Raw genomic sequence first — 19,768 nt, forward strand, 5'->3', positions numbered from 1 at the left:
GGGGCCGCTTGCTACGTCGGTCTGCCGGGACCGGCCGTCGCGCCGCCGTCGACCGCGAACGCGGCGCCGGTGACGAAACGGGCCGCGTCCCCGGCGAGGAACAGCACGACCTCCGCGACCTCTGCGGCCGTGCCGAGCCGGCCGAGCGGCTGCTGCGCCGCCTGCGGCGCGAGCATCGCGGCCAGCTCCCGCTCGTCACGCGGCGCGTGGCCGTGGACGGCTTCGACGATCGCGCTCTGCATCGGCGTCTCGATCGCGCCGGGGCAGATCGCGTTGACGCGGATCCCCAGCTCCGCGCAGTCGAGCGCGAGCGACTTCGTCAGCAGCAGCACGCCGCCTTTCGTCGCCGCGTAGGCGGCGAAGCCGGGGTGGCCCTGCAACGAGGCGGTCGAGCCCGTGTTGACGATGCTGCCGCCGCGTTCGCGCATCCGCTCGATCGCGGCGCGGCAGCCGTTGAAGACGCCGGTCAGGTTGACGTCGAGGATCCGGCGCCACTGCGCGTCGGAGGTCTCGGGCGCCGTGCCCCAGTGGACGATCCCAGCGTTGTTGAAGACGACGTCGAGCGGCCCGAAGCGCTCGATCGCACGGTCCATCGCGGCGGCGACCGCGGCGCTGTCGGCGACGTCGAGCGCGACCGCGTCGGCGCGACCGCCGTCCCACTCGATCGCGCGCGCCGTCTGCGCCGCGCCATCGCCGTCGAGGTCGGCGACGAGCACCGCCGCGCCGGCCCGCGCCAGCTTGCGCGCCGACGCCGCCCCGATCCCGCGCGCGCCGCCGGTGACGAACGCGACGCGGCCGCTCAGGTCGCCGGCAGAGAGGGCGGAGTCGTCAGGCATCGATCCGCTCCAGCGTGTCGCCGAGATCGCTCAGGAACGCGGCCGCCTGGACGCCGTCGACGGCGCGGTGGTCGACGCTCAGGACCAGCTCCAGCACCGGCACGGCGACCACTTCGCCGTGCTCGATCCGCACCTCGTCGCGGCGGCGGCCGACGGCGAGCACGCCGTGGTGGCCGGGCAGCACGAGCGCGGAGAAGGCGTCGATCCCGGACAGGCCGAGGTTGGAGATCGCGAACGCGGCAGCGCCGACGTCGGCGCCGCCGAGCCGATCGGCGCGCGCACGGCCGACGACCGCGCGGCGCGCGACGGCCAGCTCGGCGATCGGCGCGTTGGGATCGACCGGCACCGTCGGCGCCAGCAGCGCCCGCTCGGTCTGCACGAGGTAGGCGATCGAAGGTGCCGCGCCTGCGCCGTCGGGCAGCAGGTCCGGATGTCTCGGCAGCAGCCGCGCGCAGCTCCACACGAGCAGGTCCGCGAGCGTCGCGTCCTGATCGGCGAGCCACGTGTCGGCGGCGCGCAGGTCGACGGTGCGGCGAACCCAGAACTGCGGGATCTTCCAGCTCTCCGTGACGATCCGAGCGGTCGCGCGGCGGGCGCTGGAGGGGCCTGCCGGTGCAGGTGCAGGTGCAGGTGCATGTCCCTCCACATCCGCAACCGTGATCGTCGCGTCCGGTCCGGTGCCGCGCACCTCCGTCAGCTCGATCCCGCGCTCTCGCGCGATCCGCCGGGCGGCGGGGAGCGCGCGCAGCGGCCCACCTGCAGCCGCGGCGGCGGTTGCCGGCGGGCGCACCTCCGCGCCGGTCGTCGGCGCGGGCGGTGCGGCGGTCGGCTCGGGGGGACCGCTTACCGCCCCGCTCACGTCGCCGGGTGCGTCACCCGACGTCGTGGCGCCCGCATCCTCGGGCTCGTCGACCGTCGTCGTGACGATCGCGATCGTGTCGCCGACCGAAAGCTCCTGGTCCAGCTCGACGACGCGACGGCGCAGGAAGCCGGCGTGCGGGGCGGGGATCTCGGTCGTCGCCTTGTCGGACTCGACCTCGGCGATCCCCTGCCCGGCCTCGACCGCCTCGCCCGGCTCGGCCAGCCAGCCGACGACGCGCAGCGACTCCGACACCATCCCCAGCTGCGGGATCACGACCTCGTGGATCATGCGCTCACCCGCTGCTGCTCGCCGCGCGCCGCGCGCGCCCGCTCGACCGACGCCGGGTCGACCTGCGTGTCCCACACCGGCGGATCGGTGCGCAGCGCGACCTCGAGGTCGAGCCGCACCGCGCAGCCGGGGCAGAAGTACTCGCGCAGCACCACGTCGGCGTCGACCTGCTCGCGCGGCTCGACGAACAGCGCGCCGAGCGTCCCCGTCTCGCCGACCCGCACCGCGCTGTGCAGCTTGTAGTTCTCGTTCGCGTCGCACAGCTGCTCCCCGCAGCGGCAAGCGATCTGCCCGTCGCGCACCACGAGGTACTCGTGGATCGCGACGTCGCCCTCGCCCGCCTCCAGCACCCGCTCCGGCGCCCGTCCACCCAGCCGCGCCGCCCGCAGCTCGCTGCGCAGCGCCGCGCTGCGGACCTCGCTCGGGACGCCGTCGTCGTCGAACGCGACGCCGTAGATGACGGTCGCGGTCGGCGGTGACAGCACACCCGCGTCAAGGTCGGCCGCGACCTCCGCGACCGGTCGCTGCAGCGGGTCGCCGTAGCCGCCGCCGGACATGCAGCGCATCTCCCAGACGGCGTCCTGGTCCTGCGCGATCTCGCGCGTCTTCGGCGCGACGTCGATGTGCTCGCCGGCCAGCCCGCGCAGCTCGGCCGGCGAGCCGGGGAACGTGCCGTCGGCGAGCCGCGCGCGCACGTCGGAGCCGGTCACGAGGTAGTGCCAGCCGGGGCTGCCGGGCGCGCCGCCGAAGATCCCCGACGAGGACGGCAGCACCATCGCCGTCGAGGTCGACTCCAGCTGCATCGCCTCGACGCCGTGCGGCACCCACGCGAGCACGATCCCGTCGCCGCCGCGCCAGCGTCCGTCGCCGCCGCCCTCCTCGACCTCGCGGCGGTAGAGCATCAAGAGCGGGTACTCGCGCTCGAACGTCTCGCAGTTGGAGATCGACGCCATCGGATCCCACCAGAGGCCGCCGGTCGAGACGCCGTCGCGATGCGAGAAGGCGCCGATCGCGCCGCCGATCTGGTCGAGCGTCACGGTCGCGAACACCTCGCCGCGCTGGTTTCTGCCTGAGAAGCCGGTCCAGATCGCGCCCGACAGGCCGCACGAGGTGACGAGGTCGCGCTTCAGCTCCGGGTCGCACGCGAGCATCCGTCCGATCACCGACGCGGCCATCGGGATCGTCGCCAGCAGCGCGGTGTTCATCGTCACCGCCGAGGGGTGCGTCGCGCACGTGATCGTGCCCGGCGTCGGGCGGAAGTCGAGCCGCCGCACGAGCCCGCCGGCGTACAGCTGGTCGAACGTCAGCATCGGGTTGAGCGCGCACAGGATCGCCGCGCGCCAGCCGGCGTAGGCGGCGTTGAGCGAGCCGAACTGCGGGTCGGTCCCCTCGTTGTGGAACGAGAGCCGCTCGCCCTGCTTGCGCATCGTCAGCTGCAGCCGGTAGACGTTGCGGTCGCCCGGCAGGCCGTTGCCGACGTACTGCACGTCGGTCCACTCGCCGTCGGGCAGGCGCTCCAGCTTGCGCGCGAAGGCGTGCTCGCAGTCGCCGACGATCCGCCGCATCGCGCCCTTCACGACGTCGGCGCCGTAGCGCGCGACCAGCTCCAGGATCCGCTGCCGCGCGACGCCGGCGCCCGCGATCTGCGCGCGCAGGTCCAGCCGCGTCAGGCTCGGCACGCGCGAGCGGCGCACGAACATGTCCTCCACGTCGGCGCGCACCTCGCCGCCCTCGACCAGCAGGATCGGCGGGATCGGGGTCGGCTCCCAGTAGACGTCCTTCGCGTCCGGGCAGAAGCCGCCCGGCGTCGTGCCGCCGACCTCGTGCACGTGCAGCGTGTTGACCGTCCAGCAGAACAGCTTGCCGTCGACGAAGACCGGGCAGAGGACGTAGTTGTCCATCTGGTGCGAGGTCCCGACCCACGGGTCGCTGGAGATGAACATGTCGCCGTCGCGGATCCCGCGCCCGCCGCTGCGGTGCTCCAGCGTCCACTTGACGCAGAGGTCCGCCATCCCGGAGAAGAACTGGATGTAGGGGCCGTAGTAGACGGCGTCGCCGTCCTCCAGCGCCAGCGTCGGGTTGAAGTCGTGGCCGTAGAGGGCGACCGGCGAGCCGGAGACCTTCATCAGCGTCGCGCCGTGCTCCTCGTTGACCTGCCAGAGGTTGTGGCGCAGCACCTCGTAGGTGACCGGGTCGATCTCCTGCGCGGTGTCGGTGTGCAGCGGCAGGCTCGGGTCGATCCCGAGGTCCTCGCCGGGCATGTACGGGTAGGTGCGGCCGTCCCAGACGACCCCGTCGCGCTCGAGTGGCATCTCAGTTGCTCCTTCCGCTCGGCACAGTCAGCACGAGGTTTCCGAGGTCGTCGACGGTGCAGCTCTGTCCTGGTCGGATCGGCACCGTCGTGTCGCTGAACTCGACGATCGCCGGGCCCGCGACGCGCTCGCCGCGCTGCAGCGCGGCGCCCTGGAAGACCGGCGTCTCGACGGTCTGCTCCAGCTCCAGCCAGTAGGCCGGGCGCGACTCGGGCGCGGTCGCGTCGCGTTCGGTCACCGCTCCCTGCGCCTCCTGCAGGAACGGCTTCAGCGTCCCGCCGATCGCCGTCACGCGCAGGTCGGTGATCTCGATCCCCGCCTCGCGATAGCCGGTGCCGGCGCCGAACAACGTCGCGTAGCGCATTTCGAACGCCTGCTCGACCTCGCGCGCGACCGCGTCCGTGAACGCCCCGCCGGGAACCGGCACCTCGACCGTGTGGACCTGCGCCTTGTAGCGCACGAAGCAGCTGCGCTGGAGCGTCAGCTCGTCGTCGGCGATCCCCGCCGCCAGCAGGTCCTCGACGGCGCCGCGCTCCAGCTCGCCGTAGGCGGTGGCGAGCGGACCGGGGCGAAACGGCGCGTCGGCGTAGTGGACGCGGTCGTAGATGCGCAGGTAGTCGGCCGAGGCGACGCCGAGCGCGGACCAGACCGCGCCGGTGTTGCCGAGCGGGACGACGACGCCCTGCACGCCCAGCTCGCGCGCGAACAGGCCGACGTGCGTCGGGCCGGCGCCGCCGTAGCCGAACAGGACGAAGTCGCGCGGGTCGAAGCCGCGCTCGATCGTCGCCTTGCGGATCAGGTCCGCCATCCGCGAGTCGACGATCCGCGTGATCCCGGCGGCCGTCTGCTCCAGCGTCAGGCCGAGCTGGTCGGCGAGCGCCGCGATCGCCGCGCGCGAGCGCTCGGGATCGAGCGCGAGCGCGCCGCCGAGGAAGCGGTCGGGGTTGATGAAGCCCTGCACGACGTCGGCGTCGGTGACCGTCGCCTGCGTGCCGCCGCGGCCGTAGCAGGCCGGGCCGGGCTCGGCGCCCGCGCTCTGCGGGCCGACGCGCAGCGTGCGGCGGATCGGGTCGATCCAGGCGATCGAGCCGCCGCCGGCGCCGATCGACTGCACGTCGACGGTCGGCACCGCGATCTCGTACTGCTGCAGCACGGTCGTGTCGCGGTTGGCCGGCTCGCCGTCGCGGATCACGCTGACGTCGAAGGTCGTGCCGCCCATGTCGGCGGTGATGACGTTGTCGTGGCCGAGCCGTCTGGCGAGGAAGCGCGAGGCGACGACGCCGCCGACCGGCCCGGACTGCAGCGTGAAGATCGGCGCGCCGGCCGCCTCCTGCGCGCCGAAGACGCCGCCGGAGCACTGCATGAACATGATCTCGTCGCGCACGCCGACGGCGTTCACGCGCGCCGCGACGGTCTCGATGTAGCCGGTCGTGTTGGGCCCGACGTAGGCGTTCATGACGGCCGCGGCGGTGCGCTCGTACTCGCCGATGCGCGGGATCAGGTCGCTCGACAGCGTCACGTACGCGCCGGGCACGACGCGCTCGATCGCCGCGCGCGCCTGCTGCTCGTGCGACGGGTTCGCGAACGACCACAGGAAGCAGACGGCGAACGCCTCGACGCCCTGCTCCAGCAGCCGCCGCACCGCCGCCTCGACCTCCTCGTCGCGCAGCGGCGCGACGACCTCGCCGGCCGCGTCGATCCGCTCGCCGATCTCGGCGATCCGGGAGCGCGGCACGAGCGGCTCGGGCTTGTCGGTCGAGGGGACGTGCAGCACCTCCTCGGGCGACAGGCCCGCGGTGCGCCCGGCGCCGCGCATGATCAGGATCGCGTCGCCGTGGCCGCGCGTCGTCAGCAGCCCGACGCGCGCGCCGGTGCGCGAGACGATCGTGTTGATCGCGACCGTCGAGCCGTGCTTCAGCTGGCGGACCGCCGCGAAGAAGTCGTCGTGGCCGATCTGCGCGCCGTCGGCCGCGGCGCGCATCGCGCCGACGAAGCCGTCGGCGAGCGCGCCCGGCGTCGAGGGATGCTTGCCGGTCATCACCGCGCCCGCGCCCGAGACCGCGACGCAGTCGGTGAAGGTGCCGCCGATGTCGACGCCGGCGACGAATCCGTCGCGCGTCGCCGTCCCGCTGCTGGTGCTGCTCACAGAATCGCTCCTCGTCGTCATCCGGCAACCGCCTCGCGCGCCGCCTGTGCGATCTCGCGAGCGCCCACCAGCACGTACTCCTCCAGCGGCGGCGCACAGGGCATCGGCGCGTGCGCCAGCGCCACTCGCTTGACCGGCGCCGTCAGGTACTCGAGCGCCTCCTCCGCCGCCAGCGCGGCGATCTCCGCCGCGTAGCCGCACATCTTCGGCGCCTCGTCCGCGATCACGAGGCGGCCGGTGCGGCGCACGCTCTCCAGGATCGTCTCGGTGTCGAGCGGGTAGAGCGTGCGCGGATCGACGACCTCCAGCTCGATCCCCTCGCGCGCCAGGTCCTCAGCCGCTCTGAGCGACTCGTGCACGAGCTTGCCGGTCGCCACCACCGTCACGTCGCGGCCCGCCCGCTTGACCTCCGCGACGCCGAGCGGCACGAGGTGCTCGCCCTCCGGGACCTCTCCTCTCATCCCGTAGAGCGCCTTGTGCTCGAGGAAGATGACCGGGTCGTCGCTGCGGATCGACGCCTTCAGCAGCCCCTTCACGTCGGCCGGCGTCGTCGGCATCGCGACGACGAGGCCGGGCACGTTGCAGAAGAAGGCGTGGAAGGACTGCGAGTGCTGCGCGGCGTAGTTGGCGAGCGGGCCGACCGGCGCGCGCAGCGTCATCGCGACGCGCGCCTGGCCGCCGGTCATGTACCGCAGCTTCGCCGCCTGGTTGACGATCTGGTCCATCGCCAGCGTCGTGAAGTCGACGAACTGGATCTCCGGCACCGGTCGCAGCCCCGTCATCGCGGCGCCGACCGCGGCGCCGGCGATCGCCAGCTCGCTGATCGGCGTGTCGCGCACGCGCAGCGGGCCGAACTCCTCGACCAGCCCCTTCGTGACGCGGAAGACGTAGCCGACCTCGACGTCCTCGCCGAACAGCACGACCGTCTCGTCGCGGCGCATCTCCTCGGCGATCGCGTCGCGGACCGCCTGCAGGTAGGTCTGCTCAGGCATAGACGTCCTCCAGCGCCTCGGCGCCGGCCGGGAACGGGGAGGCCTCGGCGAACGCGACCGCCGCGTCGATGCGTCGCTCGACCGCGTCGCGGATCGCCGTGCGCTGCTCGTCGTCGAGCAATCCGCTGGCCGTGAAGATCGTGAGCGGGTCGCGCAGCTTCCAGCGCTCGACCTCCTCGGCGTCGCGGTACAGGCCGACGCCCGGGTCGCCGCGTGAGTGGCCGAGGAAGCGGTAGGTCTTCGCCTCGATCAGCGTCGGGCCCTCGCCCGCGCGGGCGCGCTGGACGGCCGGCCCGACCGCCTCGTGGACGGCGACGACGTCCATCCCGTCGACCGTGATCCCGGGCATCCCGTAGCCGGCGGCGCGCTTGGCGACGTCGACCGTCGGGGTCGCGCGCGCCAGCGCCATCGAGGCGGCGTAGCCGTTGTTCTCGCAGACGAAGAGGACCGGCAGTCTCCACGTCGCGGCGAGGTTCAGCGATTCGTGGAAGGCGCCCTCCTGAACCGCGCCGTCGCCGAAGAAGGCGACCGCGACCTGGTCGGTGGCGCGCACCTGCGCGCTGTAGCCGGCGCCGACCGCGATCGGCAGCCCGGCTCCGACGATCCCGTTCGCGCCGATGATGCCGGCGGCGAGGTCGGCGACGTGCATCGAGCCGCCCTTGCCGCGGCAGTAGCCGTCGCTGCGGCCGAACAGCTCGGCGAACATGCGGCCGGGGTCGGCGCCCTTGGCGAGCGTGTGGCCGTGGCCGCGGTGCGTCGAGGTGACGTGGTCCTCGCGCCGCAGGTGGGCGCAGACGCCGGCCGGGACCGCCTCCTGGCCGACGGTCGCGTGGATCGCGCCGGCGACTCTGCCGGCCATGAAGACCTCGTACGCGCGCTCCTCGAAGCGGCGGATCAGCACCATCGTCTCGTACAGCTGGGCGGCCTGTTCGGTCGTCGGCGTCATCGCGCCGCCGCCAGCTCTCTCAGCGTGTGCCGCTCGACCTTCCCCGTGCTGGTCAACGGCAGCTGCGCGACGAACGCGACGCGCCGCGGCACCTTGAAGTCGGACATCTGGCTGCGCGCGTAGCGCACGAGCTCCTCCTCGGTCAGGTCGGCTTCCGGATGCAGCTGCACGAACGCGAAGCCGACCTCGCCGAGGCGTGCGTCCGGCACGCCGACGACCGCGACCTGCCGCACGCCCGGGTGGGCGGCGAGCAGGCGCTCGATCTCGGCCGGGTAGGCGTTGCTGCCGCCGACGATGAACATGTCGCTGCGCCGCCCGGTGACGGCGAGGTAGCCGTCGTCGCCGAGCACGCCGAGGTCGCCCGTGCGGAACCAGCCGTCGCGGTCGAGCACCTTCGCGGTCGCCTCGGGATCGCGGTAGTAGCCCTGCATCACGAGGTGGCCGCGGACCTCGATCTCGCCCTCCTCGCCCGGCGCGCGCTCGGCGCGGGTCGCGGGGTCGACGACGCGCAGCTCGAAGTCGGAGATCGGCACGCCGCGACCGCTGAGGACGATCTCGTCCGGGTCGCCGGGACGCGGATAGGTCGTCGTCGAGGTCGTCTCGGTCATCCCGTAGACCGGCAGGATCGTGCGCACGCCGAGCTGCTCGCGCGCGCCGCGGACGACGTCGGGCGCGATCGTCGCGCCGCCGATCCAGCCGACCTGCAGCGAGCTGGTGTCGGTCGCGTCGAGCGCCGGGTGCGCGAGCAGGTCGACGTAGTGCGTCGGGATCCCGCCGATCGAGCTGACGCGCTCGCGCTCGATCAGCTGCAGCGCGCGGCCGGCGTCCCAGCGCTCCATCAGCACGACGGCGCCGCCGGTGATCAGCGCCGGCAGCAGGCCGGTGAAGCCGCCGGCGACGTGGAAGAACGGCATGTGGCCCAGCAGCCGCGTCCGCTCGTCGTGGCCCATCCAGTCGGCGATCGCGTACTCGTTGCGCAGGATCGCGTGGCTGTGGACGGCGCCCTTCGGGAAGCCGGTCGTGCCGGAGGTGTAGACGATGATCGTCGGGTCCTGCGGCACGACCGCGTCGCGGCGGGCGTCCAGCTCGGCGTCCTCGACGTCGGCGCCGGCGCGCTGCAGCTGCGCGAAGGAGATCGTCCCCTGCCACGGCTCGCCGATCACGACGACGTGCGGCGGGCGCGGGGCGCCGTGCTGCTCGCAGGCCTCGTCGAGCAGCGCGCGGTAGTCGATCCCCAGCCAGCGGTCGAGCATCACCAGCACGCGCGGCGTCGCGTGGCCGAGCAGGTAGCCGGCCTCGGCCGCCTTGTAGCGCGTGTTGACGGGGACCGTCAGCGCGCCGAGATGCGCGGCGGCGAGCCAGCAGAGCGGCCACTCGACGCGGTTGGGCAGCCACAGCGCGACGCGGTCGCCCGGCGCGACGCCGAGCGCGAGCAGGCCGCTCGCGATCTGCCGCGAGGCGTCCAGGACCTCACTCCAGGTCAGCCGCTCGTCGTCGGCGATCAGCGCCTCGCGATCACCGTGGACGGCGACCGTCCGCTGCAGTCGGTCGACCAGGGTCAGGGGTCTCCATGACCCGTGCTGACGGGCTCTCTCCACCACGCCATTCACGTTAGGTGAGTAGTGATCCAGTTGTCAAGTTCGCGAAAAGGTGATTGGGTTGTCATGTCGCGGCGGAGTGCCCGACGGGCCGCACGAGGAGGAACAGGCAATGAACGAGACGGCGACGACCGAGCGGTCGACCGAAGACGAGCAGCGGCTGCGCGAGGGGATCGCGATCGCGAACATCCCGACGCTGCTGCTGGTCCTCGCCCACATGACGGGCGACCGCAGATGGCTCGCTGCCCCGTACCGCCCGACGCGGACGCGCGGCCTCGACGACAACCACGACGGCGGCCTTGCAGCCGACGTGCAGGCCGAGATCCGGCGCGCCGCGCTGGTGACGATCGCGGCGTGGCGAGAGGGTCGGCTGGAGCCGGCCCCGCCGCCGACGCAGCGCCAGCTGGTGCAGATGCTGGGCGTCTCGATGGGCGAGCGGGTGCCGCCCGAGTACGCGCCGATGATCGAGGACGAGCTGGCAGCCGGGACCGGCCACGAGCCCGACGTCCCGCACCTCGACGTGCCGGCCGGCTTCGAGGTCTTGGTGATCGGCGCCGGCGTCTCGGGGATCGCCGCGGGCGTCGAGCTGGGCGCCGCCGGGATCCCCTACGCGATCCTCGAGAAGCGCGAGACGGTCGGCGGGACGTGGCTGGAGAACCGCTATCCCGGCTGCGGCGTCGACACGCCGAGCGCGCTCTACTCATTCTCGTTCGCGCCCAACGACTGGTCGCAGTACTTCGCGCTGCGCGACGAGCTGCACGACTACCTCGAACGGGTGGCGCGCGACAACGCCGTCGTCGAGCGGATCCGCTTCCAGACCGAGGTCCTCTCGATGGCGTGGGACGAGACGGCGCAGCGCTGGCAGGTCCGCGTGCGGACCGCCGGCGGCGCCGAGGAGTCACTCAGCGCGAACCTCGTGATCAGCGCAGTCGGCGCGTTCACGCGCCCGAAGATGCCGTCGATCGCGGGATTGGAGCGCTTCGACGGCCCGTGCGTGCACACCGCGCGCTGGCCCGCGGAGCTCGACCTCGCCGGCAGACGCGTCGCCGTGATCGGCAACGGCGCCAGCGCCATGCAGCTGGTGCCGGCGATCGCGGGGACGGCCGCGCAGGTGACCGTCTTCCAGCGCTCGCCGCAGTGGGCGGCGCCGTTCGATCAGTACCACCTGCCGGTGCCCGAGCCGGTCCGCTTCCTCGGCCGCGAGGTGCCGCTGTACCGCGCCTGGTACCGCGTGCGCTCGTCGTGGACGTTCAACGACAAGGTCCACCCGACGCTGCAGAAGGATCCCGACTGGCCGCACCCCGAGCGTGCCGTCAACGCGGCCAACGACGGCCACCGCAAGTTCTTCACGCGCTACATCGCCGAGCAGCTCGGTGCGCGGCCGGACCTGATGCGCGCGGTGACGCCCGGCTACCCGCCATTCGGCAAGCGGATCCTGCTGGACAACGGCTGGTACAGAGCGCTCACGCGCGACGACGTGGAGCTGGTGACGCAGCCGATCCGGGAGGTGACGGAGGGGGGCGTCGTCAGCGCCGACGGCGAGCTGCACGAGGCCGACGTGCTCGTCTGCGCGACCGGCTTCGACGTCGTGCGCTTCCTCGCGCCGATCGAGATCCACGGCCGCTCCGGCGAGACGCTCCGCGATGCGTGGGACGACGACGACGCGCGCGCCTACCTCGGGCTCGCCGTCCCCGACTTCCCGAACTTCTTCATCCTGTTCGGGCCCAACACGCAGACCGGGCACGGCGGCTCGCTGATCGGCTCGGCCGAGATCCAGCTGCACTACGTGCTCGACATGCTGCAGCAGATGCTGCGCGCCGGGATCGGCTCGGTCGAGGTCCGTCGCGACGTCTACGAGAGCTACAACGCGCGCGTCGACGCCGCCCACGAGCGGATGGTCTGGACCCATCCCGGGATGGACACCTACTACCGCAACTCGCGCGGCCGGGTCGTCGTCAACAACCCGTTCCGCGTCGTCGACTACTGGCACATGACGCGCTCGGGCGACCTCGCCGACTACGTGATCGAGCCGCGGCACGAGCCGGGCGGCTGCGATCGGTGAGCGGTGGCGGCCGGCGACGGCTCGTGCCGCTGCACCGCGGCGGGGCCGCTCAGGTGGCCGCGCGCTCGGCGAGCAGCTCGGCCAGCGCGCCGCGCTCGTCGGCGTAGCCGTCGCGCGCGGCGGCCGCCGCGGGGGCGCGGTAGATCGCGCGGGCGGCGCGCAGGGCCGCAGGGTCCAGCGCCGCCAGCCTGCGCGCCCATGCCAGTGCAGTCGCGCGCAGCTCGTGCGGCTCGACGACCGCGGCCAGCACACCGCTCTCCAACGCCTCCTGCGCGCTCAGCCGCTCGCCCAGCAGCAGCATCCGCAGGCCCTTGAAGTACGGCGCGAGGCGGCGCGCGTGGCTGCCGCCGCCGAGCAGGCCGGCGGCCACCTCGGGCAGCGCGAACCAGGCGCCGGGGACTGCGACGAGCACGTCGCACTCCGACGCGATCATCGCGCCGCCGCCGACCGCCGGGCCGTTGAGCGCGCCGACCAGCGGGACCGGCAGCTCTGCGAGCGTCGCGAAGAAGCGCGCCGAGGCCTGCTGCGCGCGCGCCAGCGCGGCCGGCGTCTCGAAGGCGGCAAGGTCGGTGCCGGCGCAGAACGCGCGCGTGCCGCCGCCGGTCAGCACGATCGCGCGGATCCCGGCCGTCTGCGCCAGCTCGCGCAGCGCCAGCTCGGCGCTGTCGAAGGCGGCCGCGTCGAGCGCGTTGACGGGCGGCTGCGACAGTTTCAGGATCGCGACCCCGTTGGTCGTGTCGCGCTCCTCCAGGACGACCGCGTCGGCGGGCGGCGGGCTCACGAGCCGCGCGCCGCGCCCGCGCCCGCGGCGCCCGCCGCGCCCGCGTCCGCGGCCGCCTGCCCGAGGCCGAGCGTGCCGCTGATGATGCGGCGCAGGTCGCCCTCCAGCTCGGGCGGGAACTCGCCGCCGGACCAGAGGATCCAGCGCATGCTGAGGAAGTGGCCGATCCCCATCAGCGCGTAGGCGAGCAGCTCGGGATCCATCCGCGGGATCTCGCCGTCGTCCATCGCGCGCCGCAGCGCCTCCGTGTACGAGGTCGAGATCGCCATGAAGAACTCGCGCGCGAGGCCCTCGTCGACCTCGTCGACGAGGTGCAGGATGCGATGGTGGTGGCGGTGCTCGGTCAGCCAGGTGAAGAACGCCTCGGTGCCGGCGACCTCCGCCTCCAGGCGCGTCTCGCTGCCGCTGACGCGCGCGCTCAGGACCTCGCGGATGTCGCGCGCCATGTCGCGGATCAGCTCCGCGAAGATCGCTTCCTTGCTGGGGAAGTAGACGTAGAAGCCGCCCTGCGAGGTGCCGGCCTGGCGCACGATCTCCGACACCGACGTGGCGGCGTAGCCGTACGTGCCGAAGCACTCCTCGGCGGCGCGCAGGAGCCGCGCGCGGGTCGCTCTGCCGCGCTTGCCGAGCGGTCTCGGCGGGGCCACTTCCTCCGGCGCTCTGGTCTTCGTCGCTGTGCTGCTTCTCCGAGCCATTGTCTTGACGCTAGGTGATCGGCGAGTCAACCGTCAAGTGGCGTGGCGCGCGCTGCGCGCCGTCGCGATCCGGCTGCCGTGCCCTTCACCCCTCGCTCACCCCTCCTCAACGTGTGCGATCACCGTCCCGACGCTCAGCGGCACGTCCAGCTCCGGCTGCACGATCCGCAGCACGCCGGCGACCGGCGACTCGATCTCGAGCGTCGCCTTGTCAGTCTCGCAGAGGCAGACGGCCTCCTCGGCCTCCACCGTCTCGCCGTCCTGCTTCAGCCATTCGGTGATCGAGCCCTCCTCCATCGTCGCGGAGGCGAACGGGATCGCGATCTCAACGGCCATCGTGGTGCTCCTTCCCCGCGGCGGTCGTTGCCGCACGCCGGATCGCGTCGGCGATCCGCTCCTGCGACGGCAGCACGACGCGCTCGATCCCCGGCGCGGCCGGCACCGGCGCCTCCGCCGAACCGACTCGCAGGACGGGCCCGCGCAGCGACTCCCACGCGGCCTCCTGCACCGCGGCGGCGACCTCGGCGCCGTAGCCGCAGAAGACGGGCGCCTCGTCGACGACGACGCAGCGCCCGGTCTTGCGGACCGACGCGACGATCGTGCCGAGGTCGAGCGGGCGCAGCGTGCGCGGGTCGACCACCTCGACGTCGATCCCCTCCTGCTCGGCCAGCTCCTCGGCGGCCGCCAGCGCCAGCGGGACCATGCCCGAGATCGCCACGACCGTGACCGTCTCGCCCGCCCGACGCACGCGCGCGCGCCCGAGCGGGACGACGTGCTCGACGCCCTCTCCCGGCGCCTCGCCGGCCTTCCCGTAGAGCGTCTTGTGCTCGAGGAAGACGACCGGGTCGTCGTCGCGGATCGCCGCCTTCATCAGGCCGAGCGCGTCGGCCGCGTCCGATGGCGCGACGACCTTCAGGCCCGGCACGCTCGCGAACAGCACGAACAGCGTCTGCATGTGCTGGGAGGCGAAGCCGAGGTAGCCGCCGGTCGTGGCGCGCAGCACCAGCGGCACGGACACCTGGCCACCGCTCATGTAGCGCATCTTCGCCGCCTGGTTGACGAGCTGGTCGTAGCCGCAGGCGATGAAGTCGGAGAACTGGATCTCGACGACCGGCCGCGCGCCGACCATCGCCGCGCCGACGGCGGCGCCGATCATCGCGTTCTCGGCGATCGGCGTGTCGCGCACGCGCTCCGGCCCGAACTCGGCGAACAGCCCCTTCGTGACGGTGAAGATGCCGCCGTAGGCGCCGACGTCCTGCCCCATCAGGAAGACGCGCGGGTCGCGTCGCAGCTCCTCTCTCAACGCCCGTCGAACGGCGGCGACGTACTTCAGCCGCGCCGTCGCCGCAGGCGCCTCGGCGGGTGCGTGGGTGGATGCGCTAGGCGGCATAGACGTCCTCCAGGGCGTCGGCGTCGGCGGGCGGTGGGCTGTCGCGCGCGAAGCGAGTGGCGTCGTCGACGACCTCGGCCACCTCGGCGAGCGTGCGCTCGAACCAGTCGCCCGGCGTTCCGCGCGCGTCCATGCGGCCGCGCAGCAGCGTCAGCGGGTCGCGGTCGATCCACGGCGCCAGCTCCTCGGCGCTGCGGTACTCGACCGGGTTCGCCGCCGAGTGGGTGCGGTAGCGGGCGGTCTTCAGCTCGATCAGCGACGGGCCGTCGCCGGCAGCCGCGTGCGCGAACGCCGCGCGCGCGGCCTGGTTGACCGCGATCACGTCCTGCCCGTCCACGACGTGGCCGGGCATCCCGTACGCCGGCCCGCGCGCGCCGACGTTCTGCACCGAGACCATCGCGGTGGCGCGCGTCGAGACGGCGTGGCCGTTGTTCTCGCAGACGAAGACGACCGGCAGCTTCCAGACAGAGGCGAGGTTCATCGCCTCGTGGGCGGTGCCCGACGAGGAGGCGCCGTCGCCGAAGAAGGCGACCGCCGGGCGGTGGTCGCCGGCGAGCTGCGCGGCGAGCGTGCTGCCGACCGCCTGCGGCAGGCCGGCGGCGACGATCCCGTTCGCGCCGAGGTGGCCGAATGCGACGTCCGTGAGATGGTGCGAGCCGCCCTTGCCGCCGCAGATCCCGTCGGCGCGGCCGAGGATCTCGGCCATCACGCGGTCCGGCGGCAGGCCGCGCGCGAGCGCATGGCCGTGGCCGCGGTAGTAGCTGTAGAGGAAGCCGTCCGCGGGCAGCTCCTCGAGCATGCCGCAGCCGCCGGCCTCCATCCCTATGTAGGCGTGCGTCGGACCGGGGATCAGGCGTCTGGTCCACAGCTCGCTGACCTCCTCGTCGAAGCGTCGCATCAGCGCCATCGCGCGGTACATCCGCCTGAGGTCGGCGTCGTCGTAGGCGTCGTCGGGCGGCAGCCCGTCCCAGCGCCGCACCTCGGGGTCGTTCTCGCTCATCGCCGTCCTCCTCGGGCGGTCGCTTCGACGAACAGCTCCATCACGGCCCCGTAGTCGACCTTGCCCGATCCGAGCAGCGGCAGCTGCTCGCAGATCGCGAAGGCGCGGGGGCGCTTGTAGCCCGACAGCTCGGCGCGGCACCAGGCGTCGAGCGCGGCCTCGATCTCGTGCGGCTCGCGCACGACGACGGCGGCCGCGACGCGCTGGCCCAGGCGCGCGTCGGGTAGGCCGACGACGGCGGCCGCGACGACCGCCGGCTGACGCAGCAGCACGCGCTCGACCTCGGACGGGTAGACGTTCTCGCCGCCGGACTTGACCATCCCGTCGGCGCGGCCCTCGAAGGTCAGGAAGCCGTCGTCGTCGAGCACGCCGAGGTCGCCGGTGCGCATGAAGCCGTCGCCGTCGAAGGCGGCCGCGTCGAGGTCGGGCCGGCGCCAGTAGCCGCGCGCGACCGCGTCGCCGCGCATGCGGATCTCGCCGACCGCGCCGGGCGGCAGCGGCGCGTCTGTGAGCGGGTCCACGATCCGCAGCTCGGCGGTGCCGCGCAGCGGGATCCCGTTGCGGTCGAAGCGCCGCCGCGCGCGGTCCGGCGGCTCCCAGCTGTAGCCGCCCTCGCTGCGCCCGTAGCCGGCGCACAGCACCCCGCCGAAGCGGCGCTCGTAGGCGGCCGCCTGCTCGACGCCGGCCGAGCCGCCGCCGAAGAGCGTGAGGCGCAGGCTGCTGCCGCCCTCGCGCGCGTCGGCGACCGCGCCGCGCGGCGCGCCCGCCTCTCCCGCCAGATCGGTCACCGCGGTCGTGATCAGGTGGACGTAGGTGACGCCGTGCTTGCGCAGCAGGCGGGGGAACTGCTCGGCGCGCCAGCGGCGCACGATCACGAGCGGACCGCCGAGCGCGAGCGCGAGGCTCCAGATCGTCTGGCCGGACTGGTGGAAGAGCGGGAACGGGACGAGCCCGACGTCCTGACGGCGCAGCTCGAAGTGGTCGATCAGGCTGGCCGCGTTCGCGAGATGATGCCCGTGGTGGTGCAGCACGCCCTTCGGCCGCCCGCTGCTGCCCGACGTGTACATGATCTCGGCGAGGTCGTCGTCGGCGCGCTGCAGCGTCGGCGGGATCGGATCGAGCGCGTCGAGCAGCAGGTCGCCCGTCTCCACGACCAGCTCGCACGCGAGCCCCTCCACCGCGGGCGCCCCCACCTGCTCGACCAGCCGCCGCTCGCAGACGAGCATGCGCGCGCCGCTGTCCTCCAGCGCGAGGCGCAGCTCGGCGGCCGACCAGCGCGTGTTCAGCAGCACCGGCACGACGCCGCCGCGGACCGCGGCGAGGAACAGGATCGCGAACTCGGGGCGGTTGTCGAGCAGCAGCCCGACGCGGTCGCCGGCGCGCAGCCCGCGCGCCGCCAGGCCGCGCTGCGCGCCCGCGACGTCGCGCCGCAGCTGCGCCCAGCTCCAGCGCAGCCCGCTCGGGTCGTCGACCAGCGCGAGCGCCGCCGGGTCCGAGCGAGCGTGCAGGTCGAGCTGCGCGGCGACGTTCATCGCACCGTCCACGCCACCGCGAGCACGTCGGCCGCCACGCGCACGTCGTCGTAGACGGGATCGTCGGCGCGCGCGACCTCGACGTCGGTCAGGACGCCGCAGCCGGGGCAGCAGAGCATCCGTGCGACGAGCGGCGCGTCGACCTCCGCGACGGGGTCGACGTAGTGCGCCCCCAGCTCGGGCAGCGGCCGGTCGAGCACGCGCAGCCCGCAGCGGTAGCCGTCCTCGAGCGTGCCGAGCTGCGTCGTGCAGCGCAGGCAGCGATACGCGCCGTCCTCGAACACGCCGACGTGCTCGTGCACGCGCACCTGCGGCTGCTCACCGGTGGGCGGCACGTCGCCGAGCCGCGACTCGCCGGCCGCCGCCAGCTGCGCGCCATCGAGCCGCTCGTCGCCGACCACCGCCGCCGGCCGCGCCCCGCCCAACCGCTCGGAGAAGCGCCGCGTGCGCTCGCGCGCGGTCGCGTCGCCGAGGTCGTCGAGCACGACGCCGTAGTACGTCAGCGCCGCGGCCGGCTCGATCCGGCCATCGCGCACGTCCTGTGCGACCCGCTCTGGTTCGCGCAGCAGCGGATCGCCGAAGCCGCCCGGCGAGGGGCAGCGCATCTCCAGCAGGTCGGAGGAGCCGAGTGGGACGCCCGCCAGCTTGGGCGGGACCCGTTCGCAGTCGCCGAGCGCGCGCAGCGCGTCGGGGTCGGCGATCGGCTCGCGGCGCTGCATCCGCTCCCACACGTCGCTGTCGGCGACGCGGAAGTGGCCGCCGATCGCGCCCGGGTAGCCGCCCGAGAGGCCGATCGTGTTCGGCACGACGGTCGCGGCGGTCGTCGTCGCGAACTCCAGCTCGGAGCCCTCGTACGGGACCCACGCGACGACGATCCCGTCGCCGCCGCGCCAGCGGCCGTGCCCGCCGCCACCGTGGACCTCGCGGCGGTAGAGGTGCAGCAGCGGGTAGTTGCGCTCGACCTCCTCGCAGTTGGCCATCGAGGACTGCGGCGCCCACCACGTGCCGCCGGTCGAGATCCCGTCGCGGTCGGCGAAGGCGGCGAGGCCGCCGGCCATCTGGTCGAGCGTCACGGTCCCGAACGGGTGGCCGTCGGCGTCGCGGCCGCCGAAGCCGGTGTAGAGGCTGTTGGAGAAGCCGCTGGGACCGAGCGCGTCGCCGGCCAGCTCGGGCACGCTCGCGACCATCTTCGACAGCACGCGCGCCGCCATCGCGGAGGTGATCAGGACCGAGCTGTACATCGTCACCGCGGAGGGGTGGTCGGCGCACGTCATCGTCCCGTGCGCGGGTTCGAAGTCGAGGCAGCGGATCACGCCGCCGGTCGCGTACAGCTGATCCCAGCCGAGGATCGCGTTGGTCGCCGCGACGATCGCCGAGCGCCAGCCGCAGAAGACGCAGCCGAGCGTGCCGGCGGCCGGGTCGGTGCCGGCGTTGGCGAAGCTGATGCGGTCGCCCTCCTTGGTCGCCGTCAGCTCGATCCGGTAGATCTCGCGGTCGCCCGGCAGCGCGACGCCGGTGTACTGCACGTCGCGATAGGTCCCGTCCGGGATCTCGCGCAGCTTCGCCGCCAGCGACGCCTGCGCGGCGCCCGTGATCCGCTTCATCACGCCCTTCACGACGTCGGCGCCGTAGCGGCGGATCAGCGTCAGGATCCGCTCGCGCGCGAAGTTCGCGCCGGCGATCTGCGAGCGCAGGTCGAGCGCGACGAGGCTCGGCATCCGCGAGCGGCGGATGATCATCTCCTCGACGTCGGCCTGCAGCTCGCCACCCGAGACGAGCTTCACCGGCGGGATCGGCGTCGCCTCGGAGAAGACGTTGGCGGCATCCGGGCAGAAGCTGCCGGGCGTGACCCCGCCGACCTCGTGCAGGTGCAGCGTGTTGACCGCCCAGCCGAACAGCTCGCCCTCCCAGAAGATCGGGCACATCAGGTAGTTGTCGGGCTGATGCGGCGCGCCGATCCACGGGTCGCACGAGACGTACATGTCGCCGTCGCGGATGCCGGGATTGGCGGACCGGCGCTCCAGCGTCCACTTCACCATCAGGTCAGCGGTGCCGGACATGAACTGGATGAACGGGCCGGAGTAGAGGATCTCCCCGTCCTCCATGCAGATCGTCGGGTTGAAGTCCTGGCCGTACAGCGCGATCGGCGAGCCCGACACCTTGATGATGTGCGCGCCGTGCTCGTCGTTGACGTTCCAGAGGCTGTGGCGCAGCACCTCGTAGGTGATCGGGTCGACGTCGGCGGTCGCCGTGTGCAGCCGCAGCTGCGGCGCGATCGTCAGCTCGCGCGGCGGGACGTACGCGTGGGTGACTCCGTTGGTCTCCATG

15 protein-coding genes are annotated in these 19,768 nt (G+C 73.4%); 1 reads left to right on the plus strand and 14 read right to left on the minus strand.

Annotation, left to right across the window (positions count from 1 at the left end):
- Positions 1-11: 11 nt before the first annotated feature.
- Genes Q7L65_RS11725 through Q7L65_RS11755 form a run of 7 tightly spaced genes read right to left on the minus strand, consistent with a single transcriptional unit; the run spans position 12 to position 9,983 of the window.
- The gene (locus Q7L65_RS11725; protein ID WP_304721353.1) at positions 12-836 is read right to left on the minus strand and encodes an SDR family NAD(P)-dependent oxidoreductase; all 825 of its coding nucleotides are present in this window, start codon (positions 834-836) and stop codon (positions 12-14) included.
- Positions 829-1,986: a 2-oxo acid dehydrogenase subunit E2 gene (locus Q7L65_RS11730; RefSeq protein WP_304721354.1), complete on the minus strand. Its 1,158-nt coding sequence runs from the start codon at positions 1,984-1,986 to the stop codon at positions 829-831. The genes Q7L65_RS11725 and Q7L65_RS11730 overlap by 8 nt, the downstream gene beginning before the upstream one ends.
- A complete protein-coding gene (locus Q7L65_RS11735; protein WP_304721355.1) occupies positions 1,983-4,298 on the minus strand; it encodes a hydantoinase B/oxoprolinase family protein in 2,316 nt (771 codons plus the stop codon). The genes Q7L65_RS11730 and Q7L65_RS11735 overlap by 4 nt, the downstream gene beginning before the upstream one ends.
- A gap of 1 nt (position 4,299) precedes the next feature.
- Positions 4,300-6,444: a hydantoinase/oxoprolinase family protein gene (locus Q7L65_RS11740; protein ID WP_304721356.1), complete on the minus strand. Its 2,145-nt coding sequence runs from the start codon at positions 6,442-6,444 to the stop codon at positions 4,300-4,302.
- A gap of 17 nt (positions 6,445-6,461) precedes the next feature.
- Positions 6,462-7,436 (minus strand): alpha-ketoacid dehydrogenase subunit beta, encoded by a 975-nt coding sequence (locus tag Q7L65_RS11745; protein WP_304721357.1) that lies wholly within the window; start codon positions 7,434-7,436, stop codon positions 6,462-6,464.
- Positions 7,429-8,382 (minus strand): thiamine pyrophosphate-dependent dehydrogenase E1 component subunit alpha, encoded by a 954-nt coding sequence (locus Q7L65_RS11750; protein WP_304721359.1) that lies wholly within the window; start codon positions 8,380-8,382, stop codon positions 7,429-7,431. Before Q7L65_RS11750 ends, Q7L65_RS11745 begins: the two co-directional genes overlap by 8 nt.
- Positions 8,379-9,983 (minus strand): AMP-binding protein, encoded by a 1,605-nt coding sequence (locus Q7L65_RS11755; RefSeq protein WP_304721361.1) that lies wholly within the window; start codon positions 9,981-9,983, stop codon positions 8,379-8,381. Before Q7L65_RS11755 ends, Q7L65_RS11750 begins: the two co-directional genes overlap by 4 nt.
- A gap of 109 nt (positions 9,984-10,092) precedes the next feature.
- Between Q7L65_RS11755 and Q7L65_RS11760 the strand changes: the two genes are divergently transcribed.
- A complete protein-coding gene (locus Q7L65_RS11760) occupies positions 10,093-12,042 on the plus strand; it encodes an NAD(P)/FAD-dependent oxidoreductase (protein WP_304721362.1) in 1,950 nt (649 codons plus the stop codon).
- 49 nt (positions 12,043-12,091) lie between these two features.
- On the opposite strand, the gene Q7L65_RS11765 is transcribed toward Q7L65_RS11760, so the two are convergent.
- The 7 genes from Q7L65_RS11765 to Q7L65_RS11795 form a co-directional block, all read right to left on the minus strand.
- Entirely contained in the window at positions 12,092-12,823 is a 732-nt protein-coding gene (locus tag Q7L65_RS11765) for an enoyl-CoA hydratase/isomerase family protein (protein ID WP_304721363.1), read from the minus strand.
- Positions 12,820-13,518: a TetR/AcrR family transcriptional regulator gene (locus Q7L65_RS11770; protein WP_304721364.1), complete on the minus strand. Its 699-nt coding sequence runs from the start codon at positions 13,516-13,518 to the stop codon at positions 12,820-12,822. The genes Q7L65_RS11765 and Q7L65_RS11770 overlap by 4 nt, the downstream gene beginning before the upstream one ends.
- A 96-nt stretch (positions 13,519-13,614) precedes the next feature.
- The gene (locus Q7L65_RS11775; RefSeq protein WP_304721365.1) at positions 13,615-13,854 is read right to left on the minus strand and encodes a biotin/lipoyl-containing protein; all 240 of its coding nucleotides are present in this window, start codon (positions 13,852-13,854) and stop codon (positions 13,615-13,617) included.
- The gene (locus Q7L65_RS11780; protein ID WP_304721367.1) at positions 13,844-14,908 is read right to left on the minus strand and encodes an alpha-ketoacid dehydrogenase subunit beta; all 1,065 of its coding nucleotides are present in this window, start codon (positions 14,906-14,908) and stop codon (positions 13,844-13,846) included. Before Q7L65_RS11780 ends, Q7L65_RS11775 begins: the two co-directional genes overlap by 11 nt.
- Complete coding sequence (locus tag Q7L65_RS11785) at positions 14,898-15,908, minus strand: thiamine pyrophosphate-dependent dehydrogenase E1 component subunit alpha (protein WP_304721369.1); 1,011 nt, start codon at positions 15,906-15,908, stop codon at positions 14,898-14,900. Before Q7L65_RS11785 ends, Q7L65_RS11780 begins: the two co-directional genes overlap by 11 nt.
- On the minus strand, positions 15,905-17,440 hold the full coding sequence (locus tag Q7L65_RS11790; protein WP_304721371.1) for a class I adenylate-forming enzyme family protein: 1,536 nt from the start codon (positions 17,438-17,440) through the stop codon (positions 15,905-15,907). The genes Q7L65_RS11785 and Q7L65_RS11790 overlap by 4 nt, the downstream gene beginning before the upstream one ends.
- Positions 17,437-19,767, minus strand: coding sequence for a hydantoinase B/oxoprolinase family protein (locus Q7L65_RS11795; protein ID WP_304721373.1), 2,331 nt, complete (start codon positions 19,765-19,767; stop codon positions 17,437-17,439). Before Q7L65_RS11795 ends, Q7L65_RS11790 begins: the two co-directional genes overlap by 4 nt.
- Between the last annotated feature and the right edge of the window lies 1 nt (position 19,768).

Source organism: Conexibacter sp. CPCC 206217, assembly GCF_030646165.1.
Classification (GTDB): domain Bacteria; phylum Actinomycetota; class Thermoleophilia; order Solirubrobacterales; family Solirubrobacteraceae; genus Conexibacter.

Coding starts and splice junctions, on each gene's coding strand:
- Q7L65_RS11795 (WP_304721373.1), bottom strand. CDS start 19,767: ATGGAGACCAACGGAGTCACCCACGCGTACGTCCCGCCGCGCGAGCTG.
- Q7L65_RS11760 (WP_304721362.1), top strand. CDS start 10,093: ATGAACGAGACGGCGACGACCGAGCGGTCGACCGAAGACGAGCAGCGG.
- Q7L65_RS11725 (WP_304721353.1), bottom strand. CDS start 836: ATGCCTGACGACTCCGCCCTCTCTGCCGGCGACCTGAGCGGCCGCGTC.
- Q7L65_RS11775 (WP_304721365.1), bottom strand. CDS start 13,854: ATGGCCGTTGAGATCGCGATCCCGTTCGCCTCCGCGACGATGGAGGAG.
- Q7L65_RS11745 (WP_304721357.1), bottom strand. CDS start 7,436: ATGCCTGAGCAGACCTACCTGCAGGCGGTCCGCGACGCGATCGCCGAG.
- Q7L65_RS11770 (WP_304721364.1), bottom strand. CDS start 13,518: ATGGCTCGGAGAAGCAGCACAGCGACGAAGACCAGAGCGCCGGAGGAA.
- Q7L65_RS11780 (WP_304721367.1), bottom strand. CDS start 14,908: ATGCCGCCTAGCGCATCCACCCACGCACCCGCCGAGGCGCCTGCGGCG.
- Q7L65_RS11785 (WP_304721369.1), bottom strand. CDS start 15,908: ATGAGCGAGAACGACCCCGAGGTGCGGCGCTGGGACGGGCTGCCGCCC.
- Q7L65_RS11750 (WP_304721359.1), bottom strand. CDS start 8,382: ATGACGCCGACGACCGAACAGGCCGCCCAGCTGTACGAGACGATGGTG.
- Q7L65_RS11730 (WP_304721354.1), bottom strand. CDS start 1,986: ATGATCCACGAGGTCGTGATCCCGCAGCTGGGGATGGTGTCGGAGTCG.
- Q7L65_RS11790 (WP_304721371.1), bottom strand. CDS start 17,440: ATGAACGTCGCCGCGCAGCTCGACCTGCACGCTCGCTCGGACCCGGCG.
- Q7L65_RS11735 (WP_304721355.1), bottom strand. CDS start 4,298: ATGCCACTCGAGCGCGACGGGGTCGTCTGGGACGGCCGCACCTACCCG.